The sequence below is a fragment of the Pelorhabdus rhamnosifermentans genome (assembly GCF_018835585.1).
Taxonomy (GTDB): domain Bacteria; phylum Bacillota; class Negativicutes; order UMGS1260; family UMGS1260; genus Pelorhabdus; species Pelorhabdus rhamnosifermentans.
Genome location: NZ_JAHGVE010000009.1, coordinates 1 through 20,902, shown reverse-complemented (window position 1 = coordinate 20,902; position 20,902 = coordinate 1). Strand labels below are relative to the sequence as shown.

The window sequence follows — 20,902 nt, the reverse complement described above, 5'->3', positions numbered from 1 at the left end:
AACTCAACTTGTTAGCTTGTAACAAACTCCAGCAACAACTAAGCAAAGGATAACAAGACTTACACCTATGACAACTTTTTTTCGTTTTTTTCCCTGCACACAATAATACTGTTTTTGCGTTTTCTTCCCGCACTGATAGCAATAGTTATCTTTGGAATAAACAGATGTCCCACACTGATTGCAGAAATATACTTTTTCCGATAATGGCGTTACTATCCGTGGTGCAACCACGTGTACCTCTTCTATTGCCGTTTTCTCAGCCCCTTCCGTGGTGGCTGCATTTTCTTCTTCCATTTCTCTGGCTGCCGACTCAATAGACTGTGCCTTTTCCGGTTGCTCTGCTAAAACACTTTCAACCTCTGTTAAATAGGCTACATTTTTGCCGCACTTCGCACAAAAACTTCCCACTTCACTGATGGCAACCCCACAATTGGGACAGAACATAGGCTAACCTCCCTATCTTTTAAGCACAAAAATAATAACCGTTGTAACAACAGCGATCAATGCCATAAATACTCCCACACAGGCAAAAATCATTTTTTTGCGAGAACTCAAAAATCCATTTGCACCTTGCTCCTTATCCTCTGACTCATAACCAGACAGAGCTAAATTTGCGTCTTCCGGCTGTTCTTTGCCACATATCTGACAAAATTTCGCATCATTCGGTATTTCTACACCGCAAAAAACACAATAGCGCATAAGCCACCTCTTCTAGCATCATACATCTTTACTTTAGTTATTTTTCGCTAAATAATAGTGAATTCCTGTTATAACTCCTACTTGAAATAAACAAAAGTGACAAAACTAAAAAAGCACTGTGTTTATATAAAGTCATCTAAACACAGTGCCCATTTTATTACACAGTAAACTTGCTGACCGCAGCATCCAAATCACGTGCCATCTTAGCAAGATTCTGACTAGAGGCAGCAATTTCCTCCATGGATGCCGATTGTTCCTCTGTTGCCGCTGACACGGTCTCGGATTTCTCTGCTACTTTCTTACTAATGCCATCAATATCGCGGACAGATGACACAATCAGCTGACTACCCCCTGATACCTGTTGAATGGCCGCTGAAATATCTTGAATTTGATTCGATACTTGCGTAACAAGCGTCGTGATTTCACTTAAAGTTTGACCCGCCGCATTCACAACCTCTGTACCCAATTGCACCTCATGGGTTCCTTCATTCATAGCCACAACAGCCTGACTTGTCTCGTCTTGTATTTCGCTAATAAGACTTGCAATCTGTTTGGCTGCATCTTGCGATTGTTCGGCAAGTTTACGAACTTCATCGGCCACCACGGCAAAACCGCGCCCTTGTTCCCCTGCCCTTGCGGCCTCAATGGCAGCATTAAGAGCCAACAAATTCGTCTGTCCTGCAATACCTGAAATAGTATCAACAATCTGTCCAATCTGCGCTGATCTTTCACCTAAATTAGCAACAAGCTGAGCTGAGTGATTGACTGTCTGTTCAATCTTAGCCATTTGGTTAACAGCCTTCTCAACGGACTCACCACCCTCTTGAGCCGATGCAGCAGCATTCGATGAATGCGCAGCAACCTGACTCGTACTTAGTACAGCTTTCTCGATACTCGCCGATATCTGTTTCACAACCTCTGTAGCCTCGTTTACAGACGTTAGTTGCTTATCCGCACCAGTTGCAACATCTGTAATAGACACGGCGACTTGGTTTCCCGCTTGAGCAGACTGATCTGCACTGGTTGTGAGCTGATTAGAAGACTCTGCTAATTGTTTAGACGATGTCACGACTTCACGGATCATGATTGTCAACCCTTTACGCATCCCTTCCAATGAAGCTGCCAAATCATTAACTTCAGTCACACCTTGAACATGAATCGGTTTATTTAAATCTCCACCCGCCATTTGTTCAGCTGAAAGTGCCAATAATTTTATCGGTTTGGCAATAGTTCTAGCCGTATAAATAGCACCAAACACCGCTAAAAATACTGCAAATATCACAAGTGCCAACATGATGAGAATCATCTTCATCACGTGATTATGAACTTCTGCATTCGGCAAATAAGTAAGAACACCCCAGTGATACGACTTTACAGGAGCAAAAGCAATGACCGACTGTTGTCCCACTGTTGATAATGCGTTCATACTACCGCTTTTTCCTTGCAGCACTTCTTGCACATAAGACAGTTTACCGACATTTTCATTTTTCAGCACCTGGTCTTTATCGGGATGAGCAATAAATGTCCCTTTATCATCGACCACATCGATATAGCCATTAGAGCCAATGGTTGTTCTTTCAGCCATATCCCAAACAGCCTTTAAGCTAATATCAGCCGCAAAAACGCCTAAAATTTTACCACTTGGATCTTTTATAGGTGCCGAAATCGTAATGGTAGGAGCATTTGTAAAAGAAGAAATATACGTATCAGTCAAAAAGGTATTTCCAGTCATCGCTCCTGTAAAATAATTTTTATCCGCCCGTTTTGCTAAAGTTCCCGATGTTCTAGCGATTTGCATCCCTGTACTATCCATAACATAAAGCAATTCAAATTGTGGATTTTTTTGCTGAGCTGCTATAATCATCGCCTTTATTTTTGCTGCATCCATAGAAGTAGCAGTAGGCGATAGCGCTAACGTTTCTGTCAAGCCCTTCGAATCATTCATAAATCGCTCAATTTCATTAGAAAGTTGATTCGCAATCGTTGTATTGCTGTCGACAATATTTTGTTCAGTGGAATCAATACTCAAATAAGCACTCACGCCACCTACAATCAGCGCCGAAAATACGGCAAAAGCAACGAACAATAATACCATCCTGAACTGCAATGTATTTCTTAACTTTTTAGTACTCATTCTGTCGTTTGTCTCCTCCATTCATTATTTAAATGAAATCACTTTTTATACCCAAACAAAAAACAGGCTATTGCCTGCTTGTTGTTCTCAACAAAAATAGCGTTGGCAGTCTGGCAATCATAAACAATTGTTCTTAGATCCATGACTTTGCGTCCCTAACTTTCGCTAGGTTTGCTCAATATCAAATTTTACCACAGCCTCTTTTAATTGCTGTAACGCTTTTACAAGAATACTGCCGGGACATGCAGCATCCTTAAAATCCATATCAGCAACCCAAAGCGGAATCAAATCATCCCTGCCAAAGTTTTAGTCCTTACCAATTTATCATTCGCCAAATTCTGCCAAATTCCTTCTTTACTCAAAAATTGTTCATTGATAATTGCTGATAAAAAAACTGAGCCTATGAAAAGGCTCAATCTTTTTTCTTCTCTATAATCACTTTAGAAGATTTATGTAATCCAAAACCATAATAACAAATAAGTAAAAACCCAAACCAAACAGGTCCCACACATAAGGCCACGCGCGTACCGGCATCAAAAGCCATAATAATCACAACAAATACTAAAAAAATCAAGGTTGCCCAATTACTAATGGGATAAAGAACAGCAGGATATTTTAATTGTGCCACCTCTTCAGATGTAAGACTTTGTCTAAATTTCAACTGGGCTAAAACAATAATACCCCAGACCCAAATAGCTCCGACTGTAGCAACGCTCGTCACATAAATAAACACCTCAGCAGGAACAAAATAATTCAATATGACACCAATAAACAAAAAGCAAAAAGAAACTAAAATACCATTGAATGGAACATGACGCTTACTAAGTTTTCCAAAAAATTGCGGTGCCTGTTGCTGTAGCGATAAGTTATAAAGCATCCTGCCTGTACTAAATATTCCACTATTGCAGGAAGAAAGAGCAGCTGTCAAAACAACAAAGTTAATAATTCCCGCTGCTGCCGTAATCCCTAATTTACTAAAAGTTAAAACAAAGGGACTACCAATCGCTTGGAGCTGATTCCACGGATAAAGACTCATAATAACACCTAAAGCACCTACGTAAAATATTAATATACGCCAAAATACTTTGTTAATGGCTGCTGGAATAGTTTTTTCAGGATGCTCGGCCTCTCCCGCAGCAACACCAATCAGTTCAATACCCAAATAAGCAAACATCACCATAACCAAAGACATAATAATACCCTTGATGCCTGTAGGAAAGAATCCACCCTGGCTATAAAGATTCGCAATACCAATCGGGATGCCATCGTTGCCGAGACCAAAGCAAATCATGAGTCCCCCTAAAACAATCATGACAACAATTGTCATCACTTTAATTAAAGCAAACCAAAATTCAAACTCACCAAAAGCAGAAACAGCAACAATATTCACAACAGTCATCACAACAAGCGCCAAAAGTGCCGGAATCCACTGCGGCAAATCTGGCAGCCAAAAATGAACATACACGCCGACAGCCGTGATTTCTGCCATACATGTAACTACCCACATAAACCAATAGGTCCAACCCGTAATATATCCGGCTAAAGGCCCCAGAAATTTATTTGCATAAGCGCTAAAGGAACCACTGACAGGATAGGATACAGCAAGCTCCCCTAACGACCTCATAATAAAGAAGATAAATATTCCACCAATAAGATAGGATAGTAATAATCCCGGCCCAGCCGTTTTAATGGCTGTTGCTGAACCAAGGAAAAGCCCTACCCCAATGGCACCACCTAAAGCAATGAGCTGAATATGTCTTTCCTTTAAACCACGTTCCAGTTTTTCTTCAAATTCCTTTTCCTGTTCCATTCTTCCACACTCCCCAATTAAAACTTAAACCTTTTTTCCGCGCGTTACCATAGATTCAGCTGTCTCCTATAATTTATAGTCTTTATTTGTAAAAATGCTCATAAATATAATTATATTATAATACAAATTCATTCGTAACTGCCGCAAAAATCTGGAAAACTTCTTCCTTTATAAAAGGATATTGAAATTTTGCGGCGAAGAAATTCTAAATAGTTAATTTCTGGTTTTAAAAAAGGTGCGTAAAAATATGTTTGAAAAAAATACAATTTATATTGTTGGAAATGCAAAAACGCAACAAAATAATCCAATTACGCTTCAGTACGGACAATTTTTTATCGGTTTTGTCATTGACAAAGAAACAGGTCTCATTATTGCCTGCGATGTTTCAGCCATTATCCAAACAACAACAGAATTTGTCAGCAGTCTCTTTATTGGCAAAAGCATAACAGCTGATACAGAGGAAATCCGCCAAGAACTTGAAACTCGCTATTTTGCGTCCTCGCAAAAAGCCATTTTAGTTGCTTTTAAAGACGCGCAAAAAAAATTCTGGAGTATTAAGGAAGGTAAAAAAATAGATTTGCTATAACTTACTTAACTAATAAATAAAACTTTTGCTGCTTTATTCACAATTGCGTTTGCTTATAAACAAACGTCTATGTAAATGAAACCCAGCAAGATAAGCCTGTCTTAGACGAGCTTATCTTGCTGTTTTTTATTTTAAAAAATTTTTTATTAGGGAGTGATGAAATGACGAAAGATGTAAACACCAAGCGTCTAGTACAACAGTTTATCGCCTTTGCCAAAATTGCCAGTCCGTCCCGACAAGAAGGCCTTTTCGCCTCTTATTTGACGAAAGAATTAGCATCTCTTGGCTTTCAAACGGAAACCGATTGGGCTGGCAAAACCATTAACGGCAATACGGGAAATCTTATTGCCACCCTACCTGCTACAGGTCCGGGTGATCCTTTCATGTTCTGCTGCCATATGGATACAGTCAAGCCTTGCGAAAATATTGAACCACTCGTAAATAACAATATCATTCATACAGACGGCACGACGATTTTAAGTGGTGATGATAAAGGCGGTATCGCCGCCATTCTCGAAGGCATACGGCAGGTACAGGAACAAAACATTCCCCATGGATTAATTCAAGTTGTCTTCACGATTGGTGAAGAAATCGGAATGTATGGCTCCAAAAATCTGGATTATAACAAAATCAAAGCTAAAAAAGCATTTATTTTAGATGCCGAAGGGCCCTTGGGTACCATCGTAATTCAAGGTCCCGCCAAAGACGTGATTACAGCAATCATCCATGGCAAAACAGCTCATGCCGGGTTATATCCAGAACAGGGCATTAGTGCTATTCAAGTCGGTGCCCAGGCCATTTCAAAAATGAAGTTACTCCGTATTGACGCTGAAACGACAGCCAATTTAGGTACCATATCCGGTGGCGAGGCAACAAATATTGTCGCTGATAAATTAGAAATTGTAGCCGAAGCCCGCAGCCTTTCGAAAGAAAAATTGGACGCCCAGAGTCAACATATGAAAGGCTGCTTTGAAAACGCTGCCCATGACGCGGGTGCCAAAGCCGACGTAAAAATTGAACGAAGTTACGCCCCCTTTCATTTAGCGCCTGATACGCCCGTTGTATTACAAGCTTATGCAGCCATGAAAAGGATTGGCTTAGAACCCAAGTTAGCCTCTACAAACGGTGGCAGCGACTGCAATATTTTCAATGCCAAAGGTATTGCTGCTGTGGATCTTTCCATTGGCATGCAAGATGTCCATACGAAAGAAGAGAGTCTTCACATCTCTGATTTAGAAACAGCTGCCCGTTTGATCGTAGCCATAATAGAAAGCAACTAAAGCCAAGGAGGTATTATGCTGTGAAAATTAAAGAAATTCGCATTGGTAAAGTAAGTATTCCCTTAAAAAAGCCCTTTAAAACTGCACTCAGGCAGGTAAACTCGGCTGAGGACGTCATTATCAAAATCATGACAAATACAGAGGCCATCGGTTTTGGCAATGCCCCTCCGACAGCAGTTATTACAGGTGACAGTCAAGATTCCGTCATTGCAGCCATTCGTGATACTATTGGACCCAAACTCATTGGTATGGATGTTGACAATATCGAAACCTTGATGACAACAATCGATACGGCCATGCTGCATAACCAGTCAGCAAAAGCCGCTCTAGACATTGCTATCTTTGATTTATTTGGCCAACTCCACAGCCTTCCCCTGTATAAATACTTCGGCGGATTTCGCAGTTCCATGACAACGGATTTGACGATTAGCGTCAATACGCCTGAAGAAATGGTGACTGATGCTTTTGAGGCCATCGCCGCAGGTTATACGGATCTCAAACTCAAAGTGGGAACAGACGCTGCCCTTGATATTGAACGTGTCAAAGCCATTCGTAAAGCCGTAGGACCTAATGTGAACATTCGTTTGGATGCCAATCAAGGCTGGAATCCCAAAGAAGCCGTCCGTACCATTCGCCAATTTGAAGATCTTGGACTCAATATTGAGCTCATCGAACAACCGGTAAAATTTTACGATTTTGAAGGTCTCAAATATGTGACAGATCATGTCGAAACCAATATTATGGCTGATGAATCAGCTTTTGGACCTTATGAGGTATTTAAGCTGCTTTCTATGCGCGCTTGTGATCTCATTAACATTAAACTCATGAAAGCGGGCGGTCTACATAATGCCATCAAGATTGCCCATTTTGCCGAAACCATGGGTGTCGAATGTATGATGGGCTGTATGCTTGAAAGCAAGGTAGGTATTACAGCAGCAGCAAGTATTGCTGCAGGAAAGAGAATCGTCACCAAAACTGATTTAGATGCGGCTGTATTGCTTGCTGAAGATCCTATTACAGGTGGCGTAAGTTTCTCCAAGAATCAGATAATCCTTCCTGATACACCGGGACTCGGCATTACACATATCGAAGGTTGGCAGGAAATCAAATAAAAATCCACTAAAGAAAGGGGAAATTTGTTATGGGAATTGCTGCTGACTTTAATATCTGGTGGGGCCTACTCGGATTATTACCGCTTCTCATCTATGTCGTACTTGTATTTCGCGATATGGACCCCTTACCTGTCACTGTATTATGCGTTCTCATCGGCGCTATTCTCACCCATCAGAGCCTCATATCCTTTGCAGATGTCATGTCCAAAGCCATGGGATCTTTCTTGGCCTTAGTTGGCTTAATTATCATGCTAGGTCGTGGGCTGGGTGAGGTCATGACAGAAGCCAAAGTCAGTCACACTCTCGTCCATCGAATCATCTATGGAATTGGTATCGACACAGAAAATAAAGCCATGCTTGGCATGATGCTGGCTTGTCTCGTTGTTGTTGGATTGCTTGGTACTATGGCTGGCGGCAATGCCATTTTAGCCCCTATTGTACTACCTATCGCAGCTGCCGCAGGTTTGTCACGCAGCACTGTCGGCGTTTTATTCCAAGCTTGCGGTGAAGAAGCACTCATCTTAGGGCCTTTTACTCCCCCTGTCGTAACTCTCATGGGATTAACGCACACCAACTACGGTGAAATGCTGCTAAAAGTGGCTCTACCTATTGCACTTGTCACACTTATTACAACATGGATTGTTGTTCATCGCATTCAAAAAGCAACAAAAAATAGCAATGCCTATGTCGTACCGGAAAACGTCGAACAATTTATACCGACAACAAGACAAACTCAGGCAAGCATACTCTTTGTTATTACTTTCATCATTGCTGTCGTATACGGTATTATAGCAAAAGCAGGCACAGCCTATGTCATCGTCGTTATGCTTAGTTTGTCGCTTATTACGGGTCTTGCAGGCGGACTATCGGTTGATCGCATTTCAAAGCTCGTTGTCAAAGGCATGGCAGGTAATGTAGGATTATTTATCCTGTTCCTCTTTCTCGAACCCTTTATGAATTTTGTTGAACAAGCAGGCGGATTCAAAGCACTGGCTATTATTTTCCAACCATTAGTGAACCTTGGCGGAAAGCCCTTTGTAGCCATCATGGGGGGATTAACAGGTGCCTTCGGGCTAACTGGCGCCACCGTTGCCGTCATGAAAATGCTCAATGATATGTTTGGAACCCTAGTCACTCAATTTGGTGTATCCATGGCCGCTTGGTCCGTCGGTTTAGTTGTAGCAACGCGTGTAGCCAATTTTGTCTATCCTGGCTCCAATATGTTTAGTTCCATGGGTTTTGCTGAATCACAAGATATTAAATCCATGATAAAAAATGGCGTCACTGTAGCCGGAGCCCAAATTGTCTTTCTCATCATTTATGCTTATCTATTTTCCTAAACCAAAGCCATAGGGCAAATGAATTTTGCTTCGTGAATGAAAGAACAAAAAACCCTGTCAAATATAAAGGAGGAAATAAAAATGAAACAAGGATTCATCAAAAACAAGGTCACGCTGTCTATTATGGTTTTCTGTAGTGTGCTTTGTCTCTATTCCTTCGCTCTACCTAGTGCAGTAAGTGCCGCACCCATTTCAGAACAATGGTTAAGTGACCAGGTAAAAAATTTACCCACACAAAAAACTACTGAGCATGCCATTTATGTTAAGCCCTTAGGGGTGGGTCAGGACAATCAGGCTGTCGTACTCAATTCGCATAAAATGGCATCGGCAAGTTTAATTAAAATTCCCATTATGATTGAGGCTTACAATCAAAAAAATCAAGGCTTACTCGATTTTAATGAAAAAATAACCATCAGACATGCGAATACCGTAGAAGGGGGTTCCATCTATAATTTACCGGACGGAACGACACTCACGATTGGACAAATTGTCGAACTCATGATTGTCCAAAGCGATAATACAGCCGCAAATATTCTAATTGATAAACTAAGCATGAAAAAAATCAATGCCATGATTGACAGCCTGGGCTGCAAGGACACGATATTGCAGAGAAAAATGATGGATTTTGAAGCAGCCAAACAAGGACGTCAAAACTACACCTCTGTAACAGACATTGCTAACTTGTTAGAAAAATTATATAAACTGCAGTGTCTGGATCCAGCAAGTGACCAAGCAATGCTTGATACCTTAGCTCGCCAAGAAGACAATACAGCCATTCCCGCCCAATTGCCTCATCATATTACGATTGCTCACAAAACAGGCGAATTAGATGGTATGAATTACGATTGCGCCATTGTATATGGTCAAAGTCATGACTATATTCTCTGCATCATGGCTGAAAATGTAAAAGACGAGCCTCATGCCTTTTATGACATGTCCGCTATTTCGCTAGCCATTTATGACCAGATTGGTCGCTAACGAAGTGAAAAAGAGGGGAGTTTCCCGGCGCTTGGCGCCAGGAAACTCCCCTTTTATATCTTGGTACTAAAAATCAGGAAACATCCTTGGACACAGAAGAATCCGAAGACTTGTGTAATCCAAAAGCATAATAACATACCAACAAAAATCCAAACCAAATGGGACTCACATATAAAGCAACTCGTGTATCTGCATCGAAAGCCATAATAATCAATACAAATACTAGAAAAATCAACGTAGCCCAATTGCTCACAGGATAAAATGGAGCAGGATATTTCAGTTGAGTTACTTCATCAGCCGTAAGACTGGCTCTAAATTTCAGCTGCGCCAAAACAATAATACCCCAAGTCCAAATAGCCCCTGTTGTAGCAACACTTGTAACATAGATAAATACTTGAGCAGGTACCAAATAATTCAAGACAACACCAATAAATAAGAAACAAAAAGAAACCAAAATACCATTGAATGGGATATGTCGCTTGCTCAGTTTGCCAAATATTTTCGGTGCTTTATTCTGCAAAGACAAATTATAAAGCATCCTTCCTGTACTAAAAATCCCACTATTACAAGAAGACAAAGCCGCTGTCAGCACGACAAAATTAATAATGCCTGCCGCTGCAGTAATACCTAATTTATTAAAAGTCAGAACAAAGGGACTGCCAATCGTCCCCAACTGATTCCATGGATAAATACTCATAATCACACCAAGTGCACCCACGTAGAAAATCAAAATTCGCCAAAGTACCTTATTAATAGCAGCTGGAATGGTCTTTTCCGGATTTTCTGCCTCACCTGCTGTAACACCAATAAGTTCAATTCCCACATAAGCAAACATGACCATAACCAAAGACAGGATGATCCCCTTCAGTCCCAGCGGGAAAAGTCCTCCATGACTATAAAGATTAGTAATTCCAATCGGGACGCCACCATTTCCCAAGCCAAAACAGATCATCAAACCACCCAAAACAATCATTACAACAATCGTAACCACTTTTATTAGAGCAAACCAAAATTCGAATTCACCAAATGCTGAAACAGCAACAATATTCACAACAGTCATCGCAACAAGTGCCAAAAGTGCCGGTATCCACTGAGGTAAATCAGGCAGCCAAAAATGAATATAAACTCCCACAGCCGTAATCTCAGCCATACAAGTCACAATCCACATGAACCAGTAGGTCCAACCTGTGATATATCCTGCCAAGGGTCCAAGAAACTTATTGGCATAGGCACTAAAAGAGCCACTAACAGGATACGATACCGCCAACTCTCCCAAAGATCGCATCATAAATAAAATAAAGATCCCCGCAATAATATAAGAAAATATTAATCCCGGACCAGCCGTTTTAATCGCTGTTGCTGACCCAAGAAACAGTCCTACTCCAATGGCCCCACCCAAAGCAATTAACTGAATATGTCTTTCTTTCAAACCACGCCGCAACTCTTCTTCAAATTCCTTTTCTTTCGCCACTGTTGTACACCTCTCAATAAAGATTAGGGTGTTTCCCACGTGTATAATGAATATTCCGCTACGAGAAGAACCTGAAAATTTTCCGTAGCGGAACCCATAATAAAATCAACTGTTTAACTTTAGCGTAATGAGCAATCAATAATCACGAAGAATTTCATCCACAGAAGTAAATGATAAATCAAGTGCATCCGCGACGGCCTTAAAAGTCACTTTCCCAAACGCCGTATTCAACCCTTTCGCCAACCCCGGATCTTCTGTTAAGGCTTGTTTCCATCCCTTATTAGCAATACTTAAAGCATAAGGCAATGTCGAATTAGTCAATGCGATCGTCGAAGTCCTTGAGGCAGCTCCAGGAATATTCGCCACCGCATAATGAACTACACCATACTTTACATAAACTGGATCAGAATGAGTCGTTACTCGATCAATCGTTTCAACAGCCCCGCCTTGATCAATGGCTACATCAATAATGACAGAACCCGGTTCCATCGTCTTCACCATAGCTTCCGTAACCAATTTAGGCGTCATAGCACCAGGAATTAATATACAACTAACAAATAAATCCGCCTTCTTAACCCACTGTGCAAGCACATAGGGATTCGAAACAATCGTTTCTACTCGACCACCAAAAATATCATCCAAATAGGCCAGCCTTTCTGGGTCCATATCAAGAACAGCCACTCTTGCTCCTAGCCCGACTGCCATTTTCGCAGCATTCAGTCCTACCGTCCCACCGCCTAAAATAACGACCTGTGCCGATTCCGTACCAGGAACCCCTCCTAGGACAATACCTTTACCACCATACTGTTTCTCTAAATACTGAGCACCAATTTGTACCGCCATTCTCCCTGCTACACGACTCATGGGGGATAACAGGGGCAGTGTATTTTTCGCATCACGAATCGTCTCATAAGCAATACCAATGACTTGTTTATTGAGTAAAGCTGCCGTCAATTCCGGCTCTGGCGCTAAATGAAGATAGGTAAATAAAATTTGACCTTGATGAAATAAATCGTATTCTGCTTTTAAGGGCTCCTTCACTTTGACAATCATATCAGACTGATCAAATACTTCTTTTCGCAGCCCCAACTTCGCACCCGCTGCTACATAGCTGTCATCAGAAAAACCGCTCCCCTCGCCAGCTCCTTTTTCAACAACTACCGTATGTCCAGCTCCTACTAAAGCATGACATCCGGCAGGCGTCAATCCAACTCGAAATTCATGATCTTTAATTTCTTTTACTGTACCTACAATCATTTGTTATCCCTCCAACAAAGTAATTTAGTGATTCACAATCATCACATCATTAAATATTTGCAATATTCATGCCAAATAAACATAGTCGCTTTTCCCCCGGAAAAAGCGACTATAAGAAATAAGAAAATATTTTTTTGGAACGCTTTGATTCCAATTGGTGCAATTCTATTCCACGGTAAAAAAATCCAAGCCATATTTTTTCATTTTTCTCAAAACGGATGTGTGTGAAAGACCTAACGCCTTGCCTAAAGCCCGCGAGGTATGATAATGGCGAAGCCCTTCCTTTAATACCTCATATTCCGCTTGATCAGCAACTTCAGTAATGCTGCTTTTATTCGATCCTACATGAGATTGTATCTGTTTAGGTGCATATTCATAATCAAAATAAATATGTTTCGTCAAAATAGTCGAACTGGAAATTAAATTAACAGCACGTTCAATCACATTTTCCAATTCTCGAATATTACCAGGCCATGGATATTGTATTAACTTAGACATCGCTGTTTCACTAATCGTACTGATTGTTTTATGCAATCTTACCGAAAATCGCTGCGAAAATTCCTGAACAAGCAAGGGAATATCTTCCCGACGCTCCCGTAGCGGCGGAATAAACAGTGGAATGACATTCAGCCGATAATACAAATCTTCGCGAAACAAACCTTCAGCAACCATTTTTTCTAAATCTCGATTTGTTGCCGCTAAAATCCTTACATTCACTTGGATTTCTTCCGCACTGCCTATTTTTCTCATTTTTCCATCTTGTAACACGCGCAAAATTTTGGCCTGCAATTTAAGCGGCATTTCGCTGATTTCATCCAAAAACAGCGTCCCGCCTTTGGCAAATTCAAATAGTCCTATTTTGCCGCCTTTATCAGCTCCAGTAAAAGCGCCTCTCTCATATCCAAATAATTCGCTTTCAAGCAGATGTTCAGGAATAGCAGCGCAATTGAGCGGAACAAATTTTTCATTTGATCGTATAGAAGCCGCATGGATAGCACGCGCAACCAATTCCTTTCCTGTTCCTGTTTCTCCCCGAATCATGACGGTAGAATCACCTGACGCGATAGATTGAATGGTTTTTACTACTCTCTGCATAGCCTTGGTCTGATAGATGATCTGATGAAAAACCTGCTGATAACTTCCAGTAAATGAATCCACTAGTTTACGCACATCATGGATATCTTTGAGAATGGCTACCGCCCCAATAATGCGCCCTAATCCGTCCTTAATCGGACGGCCGCTTGTTAAATAATGGCTACCCATTTTTTCTAAAATAATTTCCCGATTATCATAAGTAATTCCATTAATTAGAGAATCCATCAAGGGAAGCTCTTGAGAAAAAACTTCCGTCAACAAATGCCCGATCACCTGACAATAAGGTAACCGGACAATTTTTTCAGCAGCTGGATTATACTGAGTAATTCGCTTCTTATCATCGATGGCCATAATGCCATCACTGACTGACGCGAGAATAGCCCTTAATTGTTCATTTGCTTGCTGATGGGGCATTAATTGAATTGCATTCACATCCACAATACAAGGAATATTTTTTAACCGTTCTATAATACAGGCTTCTTTGTCTTCTGGCAAAGTTTCAAACTCCAGATATAATGTGTTTGGCTCGACTTCCATCGATACAATATTTATTTGAGCCTCTACTAGCAAACGCGATATATCATCAACAAGCCCAATACGATCCACATTAGGAAGGGAAAAACAGCTAGTATTCATGACTGATGCCCCTTTTCGCAATTAATTGATATTCTAAAATGGATAAATTCACCAAAGGGGAGAAAAATCCTCTTTACTGAACGCCAACAGCAGAAAGGAAAAAGGATTTTCGCACCATAATAGCCACGAAAATCCTTGTTCAATCGTTTAATTTTAGATAATTCCCTCTACATGAAGCATACTCTGGGCAATAATAGTGGCAAACACAAAGGTGCCTGTATAAACAACAAGAGCAACAACAATAATTTTCCAGGACATCTTTTTAAACATTTCAAGATCTTTGCCAACAGACAGTCCTGCGTAAGCCAATATTAACGTACACAGAGCCAGAAAATCCACATTTTCTACATACTTTGTAACAAATGATGCCACAGGAGATAAGGGTGATGCAACAAATATAGCAAGCAGTGAAATCCAAAAAACCATGGGAAGTTTAAGCGGCATAATGTGTGTTACAAGAATACCTAATAAGGTAATGACAAGCAAAATAGCATAACCAATAGCCGCATCCATAATGGGATGATGATAGCCGATGACATTGGCAGCAATACCAATAATGCCTGTAACTAAAAATACAACAACTTGTTCCGTCCATCTCATTTTGTAGCACCCCCCTTTTCTTGTCGCCGACCAATAATCGGAGTCAGCACTTTATACAAATAATTCGTCACAGGAAGTGAAATAAATAGACAGAAATAAATGCCAATGATCGTCGTAAGTAGATTACTTGCCCCAGCATACATCAAAATTTCATTTTTATGATCAGGGAAAACTGCGGTAATAGCACCTGTAGCAGCCGCCATCATACTCCCTGAACCAACACCAGCCCCCATGGCTAAAGCATAAGGGTGAAAAATTTGCAGCGCTGCCATACAGCCAGCAATTAAGCCGACCCATACGGCGCCAAACACAGTACCACAAATATAAACGGACATAACGCCACGGCCTTCAGGCGAATCCAATCCATATTTTTCAGCAATAATAGCAATATTAGGTTCGCGGTCAATCGAGAACGTTGCCCCGACTGCCTCGCGCCCCATCCCGAGAAAAATAGCTAGCGGCAAACCTACGATAACGGTACCCAAAAAATGGCCGAGTTCCTGCACCGAAAGAGCTAACCCCGAACTTAAGAGTTTTCCTACAGAAGGACCAATAACCGTCCCCAGTTTCGTCACTAAGAGCAGTGTTAGAATACTCAAAACTGCTGACGCATGATTCATGTGCTCCAGTTTTACTAGTTTAAGTTTGGGCCAACTGATAAATCCTCCGATAATCATGGCATAAAGCATGGGCAAAAATAACAATACACCCGGCCCAATTGTTACCTTATGTGTTCCAATCATTTCACAAATTACAACTAAAATAAGTGCCAATACATGTAGCTTCCAATTTTTCAATACGTTCAAAATCGCAAACTCCTTTCTATTAAATAAAATCGTTTTGTATACAATCTTCTTCATAAAAACCTTTTTCATTGTATGATCTAAAAAGACACACGTCGATTGATAGTATACAGAGAAATTATAATCTTTTTTTTTGCACTTTACCAGCCTAAATTGACATAAAAACTTTAAACTACACAAATACGTGCAAAGAATCTATAATGAATAATGATATCATAAGGAGATGAGTTCATTGAACAAAGAAATTCTAAAACAAAAGGTAACTGCAGCCATTCTTGCCCATAAAGATGAAATCTTTTCACTGGCCCAATCCATTGTAAAAGAACCGGAAATGGGGTTTAAAGAACATAAAACAGCTGCCAAAATAGCCGATGTTTTTACAAAGCATCATATTTCACACGCCACTGGCCAAGGAATTACCGGCATAAAAGCGTTGTTACCAGGAAGAACACATAACCGCAAAATTGCTGTTTTAGGTGAAATGGATGCCATCACCTGCGTAGACCATCCCATGGCGGATGCGACAACTGGGGCAGCTCATGCTTGTGGTCATCATGCCCAAATTGCCGCCATGGTTGCTGCCAGTATTGGTCTCAAAGAATCGGGCGTCATGGAGGACTTAGACGGCGATGTCATTCCTTTTGCCGTACCTGCCGAAGAATACGTTGAAATTGAATATCGGAATCGCCTTCGTCGGGAAGGAAAAATTAAATACCTCGGCGGCAAATCCGAACTAATTCAGCGTGGTGCCTTTGATGATGTCGATATGGCCATGATGATCCATCTTGCTACAGACGGCGATTCTCATCGCACCGTCTATATTGGTGGAACAAGCAACGGATTTCTCGGCAAAATGATTCGCTTTATTGGCCGTGAGGCCCACGCTGCAGGGGCACCCCATGAAGGTATTAATGCTCTCAACGCAGCCATGGTTGCCCTCATGGCTGTTCATGCACAACGTGAAACTTTTCGGGACGAAGACCATGTACGCTTTCACCCCATCATCACCAGTGGCGGCGATCTCGTCAATGTCATTCCAGCTGATGTTCGCATCGAAAGCTATGTTCGCGCTAAAACCATCGAAGCCATTATGGATGCAAACAAAAAAATCAACCGGGCATTAAAAGGCGGCGCCTCCGCCATTGGCGCCGAAGTAGAAATTACAGATTTACCAGGTTTTCTACCTCTCGCCAATGATAATAACCTAACTGAACTCTTTAAAGACAATGCCCTTACACTCCTTGGACCCGATTCCATCATTCCCTTGGAGCACCATGCGGCAAGTACAGACATGGGAGACTTATCGCACATCATGCCTGTTGTTCATCCCTGGATTGGCGGCGTGAGTGGCAATGCGCACACACGGGACTTTAAAGTTGTTGACCCCGAAATGGCGTATCTCATTTCGGCACAATGTATGGCTATGACCATCATTGACCTTCTTGCTGATGGTGCCACAAAGGCAAAACAAGTCTTAACGTCCTATCAGCCGAAAATGACGAAAGAGGAGTATATCACTTTCATGGACTCCATTCACTAATCTTCCAATAAAAACTGCCCATCCCTTACTCAAATAGTAAGCGATGGGCAGTTTTTTTAGTCACGCAAAAGATTGTTCCGTTCTTTCAATAATTTCATTTTGCAATTCCCGATCTAAATTATTGAAATGATCACTATAGCCTGCTACCCGAACGATTAAATCTTTATAATCATCCGGATGATTCTGAGCATCAATTAATGTTTTCCGATCAATCACATTAAATTGAATATGGTGTCCGTCCAAGCTAAAATAAGTTCGAATCAAAGCAGTCAGATTTTCTAACCCCTGGTCCCCAGCCAGCACGGCGGGAGTAAATTTTTGATTAAGCAAGGTACCACCCGTTCTGATGTGATCCATTTTCGACGCTGATTTGATTACGGCTGTCGGACCTTTACGATCAGCACTTTTTTCTGGAGATATGCCTTCGGATACTGGTTTATAGGCTCGCCTTCCATTGGGACTCGCTCCCATGACCGACCCAAAGTATACGTGGCAAGTCGTTGGCAGCATATCAATGCGGTATACCCCGCCTCTCATCGTCTTACGGCCTGTCACCTCATCATGATACAGGTTAAATGCTTCTGTCATAATTTGATCAGCGTAATCATCATCATTGCCATATTTCGGTGTCCGGTTGGTTACTAAATTAAAGATAGAATCATGACCCACAAAATCGTCATCTAAGGCTTGCAAAAGTTCTTTCAACGTAAAACGTTTTTGTTCATAAATATTATACTTCAAAACAGACAAACAATCCGTTAAGGTCCCAATGCCAACCCCCTGAATATAGTTGGTATTATAACGTGCACCACCGGCATTATAATCCTTGCCGCTTAAAATACAGTCGCTCGTAATAATGGACAGGAAGGGCACAGGCATATGCTTCGCATAAAGAAGTTCAATAATATTATTCCCTTGTACCTTCACATCGACAAAATAGTGGAGTTGTTGCTTAAAAGCAGCAAAAAGTTCTTCATAGGTTTTAAAATCTTCGGCAAAGCCCGTTTTGAGTCCCAATTGTTTCTGGGAAACTTGATCAAAACCATTCGTAAGCGTAAGTTCCAGTATTTTCGGCAAATTAAGATAGCCTGTCAGAATATAGGCTTCTTTCCCCCAGGCGCCTGTTTCTACGCAACCACTTGACCCACCTTGTCTGGCATCAGCAATATCCTTGCCGGCACGCAATAATTCTTCAACAATCTCATCAGTATTATAAAATGCTGGCTGTCCCCATCCTTTTCGGGATATTTCACAAGCCTTCTTAATAAACTGATGCGGCGTTTTTTTACTAATTTGCACATTAGAACTCGGCTGTAATAATTTCATTTCATCCATTGTCTCAAGAATTAAATAAGATACCTCATTCACACCGTCGGCGCCGTCGGCGTTAATACCCCCAGTATTAATATTGGCAAAATCCGTATAAGTACTGCTTTCTTTTAAGGTAATACCGACTTTGGGCGGTGCCGGCTGATTATTAAATTTTACCCATAGGCATTCCAACAATTCCTTGGCAGACTCTCTGGTAAGTGTTCCATCAGCTACTCCTTTTTGATAAAAAGGATACAAATGCTGATCCAGTCTGCCTGGGCTGAAAGCATCCCAAGGATTAATCTCCGTTGTAACCCCGATATGGACAAACCAGTACATCTGAATCGCCTGAGCAAAGGTTTCCGGCTTATGCGCTGGAACAACGTCGCAATTGGCTGCAATGGAGAGTAAATCAGCCCTTTTTATCTCGTCTTTTTCAGTAGCTGCCAGTTTTCTTGCATACGCAGCATAACGTTTACTATAAGCTATAATGGCATCACAACAAATGCTCATCGCTTCCAGCTGATTTTTTTTCGCGTAAAACTCTTCATCATGTAAACCATCCAACCTTGCTATCTGTTGTTGAATGTCTTTCTTAAAATCAAGAAATCCGCGTTGGTACATTTTCCCGTCCGCTACGGTATGACCGGGACCCCTCTGTTCCATGAATTCAGTAAAAATACCGTTTTCATAACAATCAATCCACTCGGGTGCCATCCGGTCCATAATTAATTTACGCATGGAGCGATTTTTCCAGAACGGAATAATTTTCTCTGTCTGAACCTTTCTTGCTTCATCATTAACCTTGAAAAATATTATTTTCCTTTTATCCATCACATCAAAATCTTCAAGTGTATGACAGCATAATTCGGGAAAGATCGGTGCAGATTGGGGCAGTTCCCCTTTTTCGCCTACAATCAGCTCCCCATCATTGATACACAATATTTTATTCTCCATAATATGTTGAAAGGTAAGTGCCCGCAAAATAGGGGTTTCTACTGTGCCAAGATATTTTTCATAGGCTTCCGTAACCAGCCTAGCTCGTTCAATCGACAGATGAGGCTCCGCATTGACACTTTGCTCCCGCAATTTTTGAATCCTTTCATTCATCCCTCGACGTTCCATCATTCATCCTCCAATCATTATTTGGTAATTTCGATTTTTAAACATTGCCGCAATCGCTTGCAAGCGTTCATCAGACGGAATTAAAAATTTTTCCCCACAATATTCTACGTCTAATTTATGATATTTTCCTTTAGCAATATCATGATAAGGCAAAAGATGAATCGAATAAATATGAAGAGAACTTGCAAAATCGATCACGTTTTGGATCTCTTCATCGTTCGTATTAATACCCTCAATCAGAGGTAGACGTAAATCAATTTTCGCTCCCTGATCAGATAATAGCCGCAAGTTTTTCAAAATCAAAGCATTATCCTGTCCTGTATAACGATAATGAAGATCTGGGTCCATCAATTTAATATCATAGAGAAAAAGATCAACATCATTCACAATGCGGAGAAAATTCTCACTTGGTGCATAGCCACAAGTATCCATGACAACGGAGATTCCACTATCTTTGCAGGCCTTGATAAGTTGTTCGACAAAATCAATCTGCATCATCGCCTCCCCACCGGACAGTGTCACACCACCACCAGAATGTTCATAAAAGGAACGATCCTTCTCAATTTCAATCATAAGTTCGGGAACAGTATAATCTTTGCCAACAACTTCCCGGGCATTCTTGCAGCAATAATCAATACAAGCACCGCAAACCTTGCAGCGGCCCCGATCATAAACCAATTTGTCATACCGCCAAGTAATGGCTTGCTCTGGACAGTGTTGTTCGCATTGACCACATTGCGTGCAGCGATCAGGATTTACCATCATTTCGGTGCAATAATTTTGACTTTCTGGATTATGGCACCACTGACAAGCTAGCGGACACCCCTTAAAAAATATCGTTGTTCGAATTCCAGGTCCATCGTGTACGGAAAATTTCTGGATATTAAAAATCAAGGCCCCTTGCACATCATCACCTCCAATTTACAAATCATCGTTCGCCAAAGTCAGTTATTTCTCTACCATATAGGGATAAGCAACCACGGTGCGAGGAACGAGGGTCTCCTTAATTGCCCGTTGACTTATCCAACGATTTAAGTTGACAGCACTGCCTGCTTTATCATTTGTTCCTGATCCACGGCTACCACCGAATGGTTGTTGTCCAACAACTGCACCAGTCGGCTTGTC

18 protein-coding genes and 1 riboswitch are annotated in these 20,902 nt (G+C 41.2%); of the genes, 6 read left to right on the top strand and 12 right to left on the bottom strand.

Features of this window, described 5'->3' with window-relative positions:
- Window positions 1-3 precede the first annotated feature (3 nt).
- From Ga0466249_RS12255 to Ga0466249_RS12240, 5 genes are all read right to left on the bottom strand, one after another.
- On the bottom strand, window positions 4-444 hold the full coding sequence (locus Ga0466249_RS12255) for a zinc ribbon domain-containing protein (RefSeq protein WP_215829754.1): 441 nt from the start codon (window positions 442-444) through the stop codon (window positions 4-6).
- 12 nt (window positions 445-456) lie between these two features.
- The gene (locus Ga0466249_RS12250) at window positions 457-699 is read right to left on the bottom strand and encodes a zinc-ribbon domain-containing protein (protein ID WP_215829753.1); all 243 of its coding nucleotides are present in this window, start codon (window positions 697-699) and stop codon (window positions 457-459) included.
- Window positions 700-856: 157 nt separating this feature from the next.
- Window positions 857-2,833, bottom strand: a complete 1,977-nt coding sequence (locus Ga0466249_RS12245) for a methyl-accepting chemotaxis protein (protein ID WP_215829752.1) — start codon at window positions 2,831-2,833, stop codon at window positions 857-859.
- Window positions 2,834-2,934: 101 nt separating this feature from the next.
- Window positions 2,935-3,019, bottom strand: a riboswitch (cyclic di-GMP riboswitch).
- On the bottom strand, window positions 2,999-3,121 hold the full coding sequence (locus tag Ga0466249_RS27190) for a hypothetical protein (RefSeq protein ID WP_281422637.1): 123 nt from the start codon (window positions 3,119-3,121) through the stop codon (window positions 2,999-3,001). (Overlaps the previous riboswitch by 21 nt.)
- Before the next feature lie 124 nt (window positions 3,122-3,245).
- Entirely contained in the window at window positions 3,246-4,643 is a 1,398-nt protein-coding gene (locus tag Ga0466249_RS12240) for an amino acid permease (RefSeq protein ID WP_215829751.1), read from the bottom strand.
- Between the two features lie 247 nt (window positions 4,644-4,890).
- Between Ga0466249_RS12240 and Ga0466249_RS12235 the strand changes: the two genes are divergently transcribed.
- The 5 genes from Ga0466249_RS12235 (at window position 4,891) to Ga0466249_RS12215 (ending at window position 9,939) form a co-directional block, all read left to right on the top strand.
- Window positions 4,891-5,229, top strand: coding sequence for a DUF3870 domain-containing protein (locus tag Ga0466249_RS12235; RefSeq protein ID WP_215829750.1), 339 nt, complete (start codon window positions 4,891-4,893; stop codon window positions 5,227-5,229).
- A gap of 161 nt (window positions 5,230-5,390) precedes the next feature.
- The gene (locus Ga0466249_RS12230; protein WP_215829749.1) at window positions 5,391-6,509 is read left to right on the top strand and encodes a M20/M25/M40 family metallo-hydrolase; all 1,119 of its coding nucleotides are present in this window, start codon (window positions 5,391-5,393) and stop codon (window positions 6,507-6,509) included.
- Window positions 6,510-6,529: 20 nt separating this feature from the next.
- The gene (locus Ga0466249_RS12225) at window positions 6,530-7,621 is read left to right on the top strand and encodes a dipeptide epimerase (protein WP_215829748.1); all 1,092 of its coding nucleotides are present in this window, start codon (window positions 6,530-6,532) and stop codon (window positions 7,619-7,621) included.
- Between the two features lie 29 nt (window positions 7,622-7,650).
- Complete coding sequence (locus Ga0466249_RS12220) at window positions 7,651-8,961, top strand: permease (protein WP_215829747.1); 1,311 nt, start codon at window positions 7,651-7,653, stop codon at window positions 8,959-8,961.
- An 81-nt stretch (window positions 8,962-9,042) separates the two neighbouring features.
- Window positions 9,043-9,939, top strand: a complete 897-nt coding sequence (locus tag Ga0466249_RS12215; protein WP_215829746.1) for a serine hydrolase — start codon at window positions 9,043-9,045, stop codon at window positions 9,937-9,939.
- A gap of 73 nt (window positions 9,940-10,012) precedes the next feature.
- Here Ga0466249_RS12215 and Ga0466249_RS12210 read toward each other — a convergent pair whose 3' ends face one another.
- The 5 genes from Ga0466249_RS12210 to Ga0466249_RS12190 all read right to left on the bottom strand — a co-directional run bounded on the left by Ga0466249_RS12210 (window position 10,013) and on the right by Ga0466249_RS12190 (window position 15,804).
- The gene (locus Ga0466249_RS12210) at window positions 10,013-11,410 is read right to left on the bottom strand and encodes an amino acid permease (RefSeq protein ID WP_215829745.1); all 1,398 of its coding nucleotides are present in this window, start codon (window positions 11,408-11,410) and stop codon (window positions 10,013-10,015) included.
- Window positions 11,411-11,545: 135 nt separating this feature from the next.
- Window positions 11,546-12,667, bottom strand: coding sequence for an alanine dehydrogenase (gene ald / locus Ga0466249_RS12205; RefSeq protein WP_215829744.1), 1,122 nt, complete (start codon window positions 12,665-12,667; stop codon window positions 11,546-11,548).
- 165 nt (window positions 12,668-12,832) lie between these two features.
- On the bottom strand, window positions 12,833-14,398 hold the full coding sequence (locus Ga0466249_RS12200) for a sigma 54-interacting transcriptional regulator (protein ID WP_215829743.1): 1,566 nt from the start codon (window positions 14,396-14,398) through the stop codon (window positions 12,833-12,835).
- A gap of 153 nt (window positions 14,399-14,551) precedes the next feature.
- Entirely contained in the window at window positions 14,552-14,998 is a 447-nt protein-coding gene (locus Ga0466249_RS12195) for a hypothetical protein (RefSeq protein WP_215829742.1), read from the bottom strand.
- Complete coding sequence (locus Ga0466249_RS12190; protein WP_215829741.1) at window positions 14,995-15,804, bottom strand: DUF3100 domain-containing protein; 810 nt, start codon at window positions 15,802-15,804, stop codon at window positions 14,995-14,997. The genes Ga0466249_RS12195 and Ga0466249_RS12190 overlap by 4 nt, the downstream gene beginning before the upstream one ends.
- A 220-nt stretch (window positions 15,805-16,024) precedes the next feature.
- Between Ga0466249_RS12190 and Ga0466249_RS12185 the strand changes: the two genes are divergently transcribed.
- Complete coding sequence (locus Ga0466249_RS12185; RefSeq protein ID WP_246588677.1) at window positions 16,025-17,341, top strand: amidohydrolase; 1,317 nt, start codon at window positions 16,025-16,027, stop codon at window positions 17,339-17,341.
- A gap of 60 nt (window positions 17,342-17,401) precedes the next feature.
- On the opposite strand, the gene hypD is transcribed toward Ga0466249_RS12185, so the two are convergent.
- Both hypD and Ga0466249_RS12175 read right to left on the bottom strand, forming a co-directional pair.
- Window positions 17,402-19,780 (bottom strand): trans-4-hydroxy-L-proline dehydratase, encoded by a 2,379-nt coding sequence (gene hypD / locus Ga0466249_RS12180; RefSeq protein ID WP_246588676.1) that lies wholly within the window; start codon window positions 19,778-19,780, stop codon window positions 17,402-17,404.
- Window positions 19,781-20,683 carry a trans-4-hydroxy-L-proline dehydratase activase gene (locus Ga0466249_RS12175; protein ID WP_215829739.1) on the bottom strand — a complete coding sequence of 301 codons (903 nt, stop codon included), beginning with the start codon at window positions 20,681-20,683 and terminating at the stop codon, window positions 19,781-19,783.
- Between the last annotated feature and the right edge of the window lie 219 nt (window positions 20,684-20,902).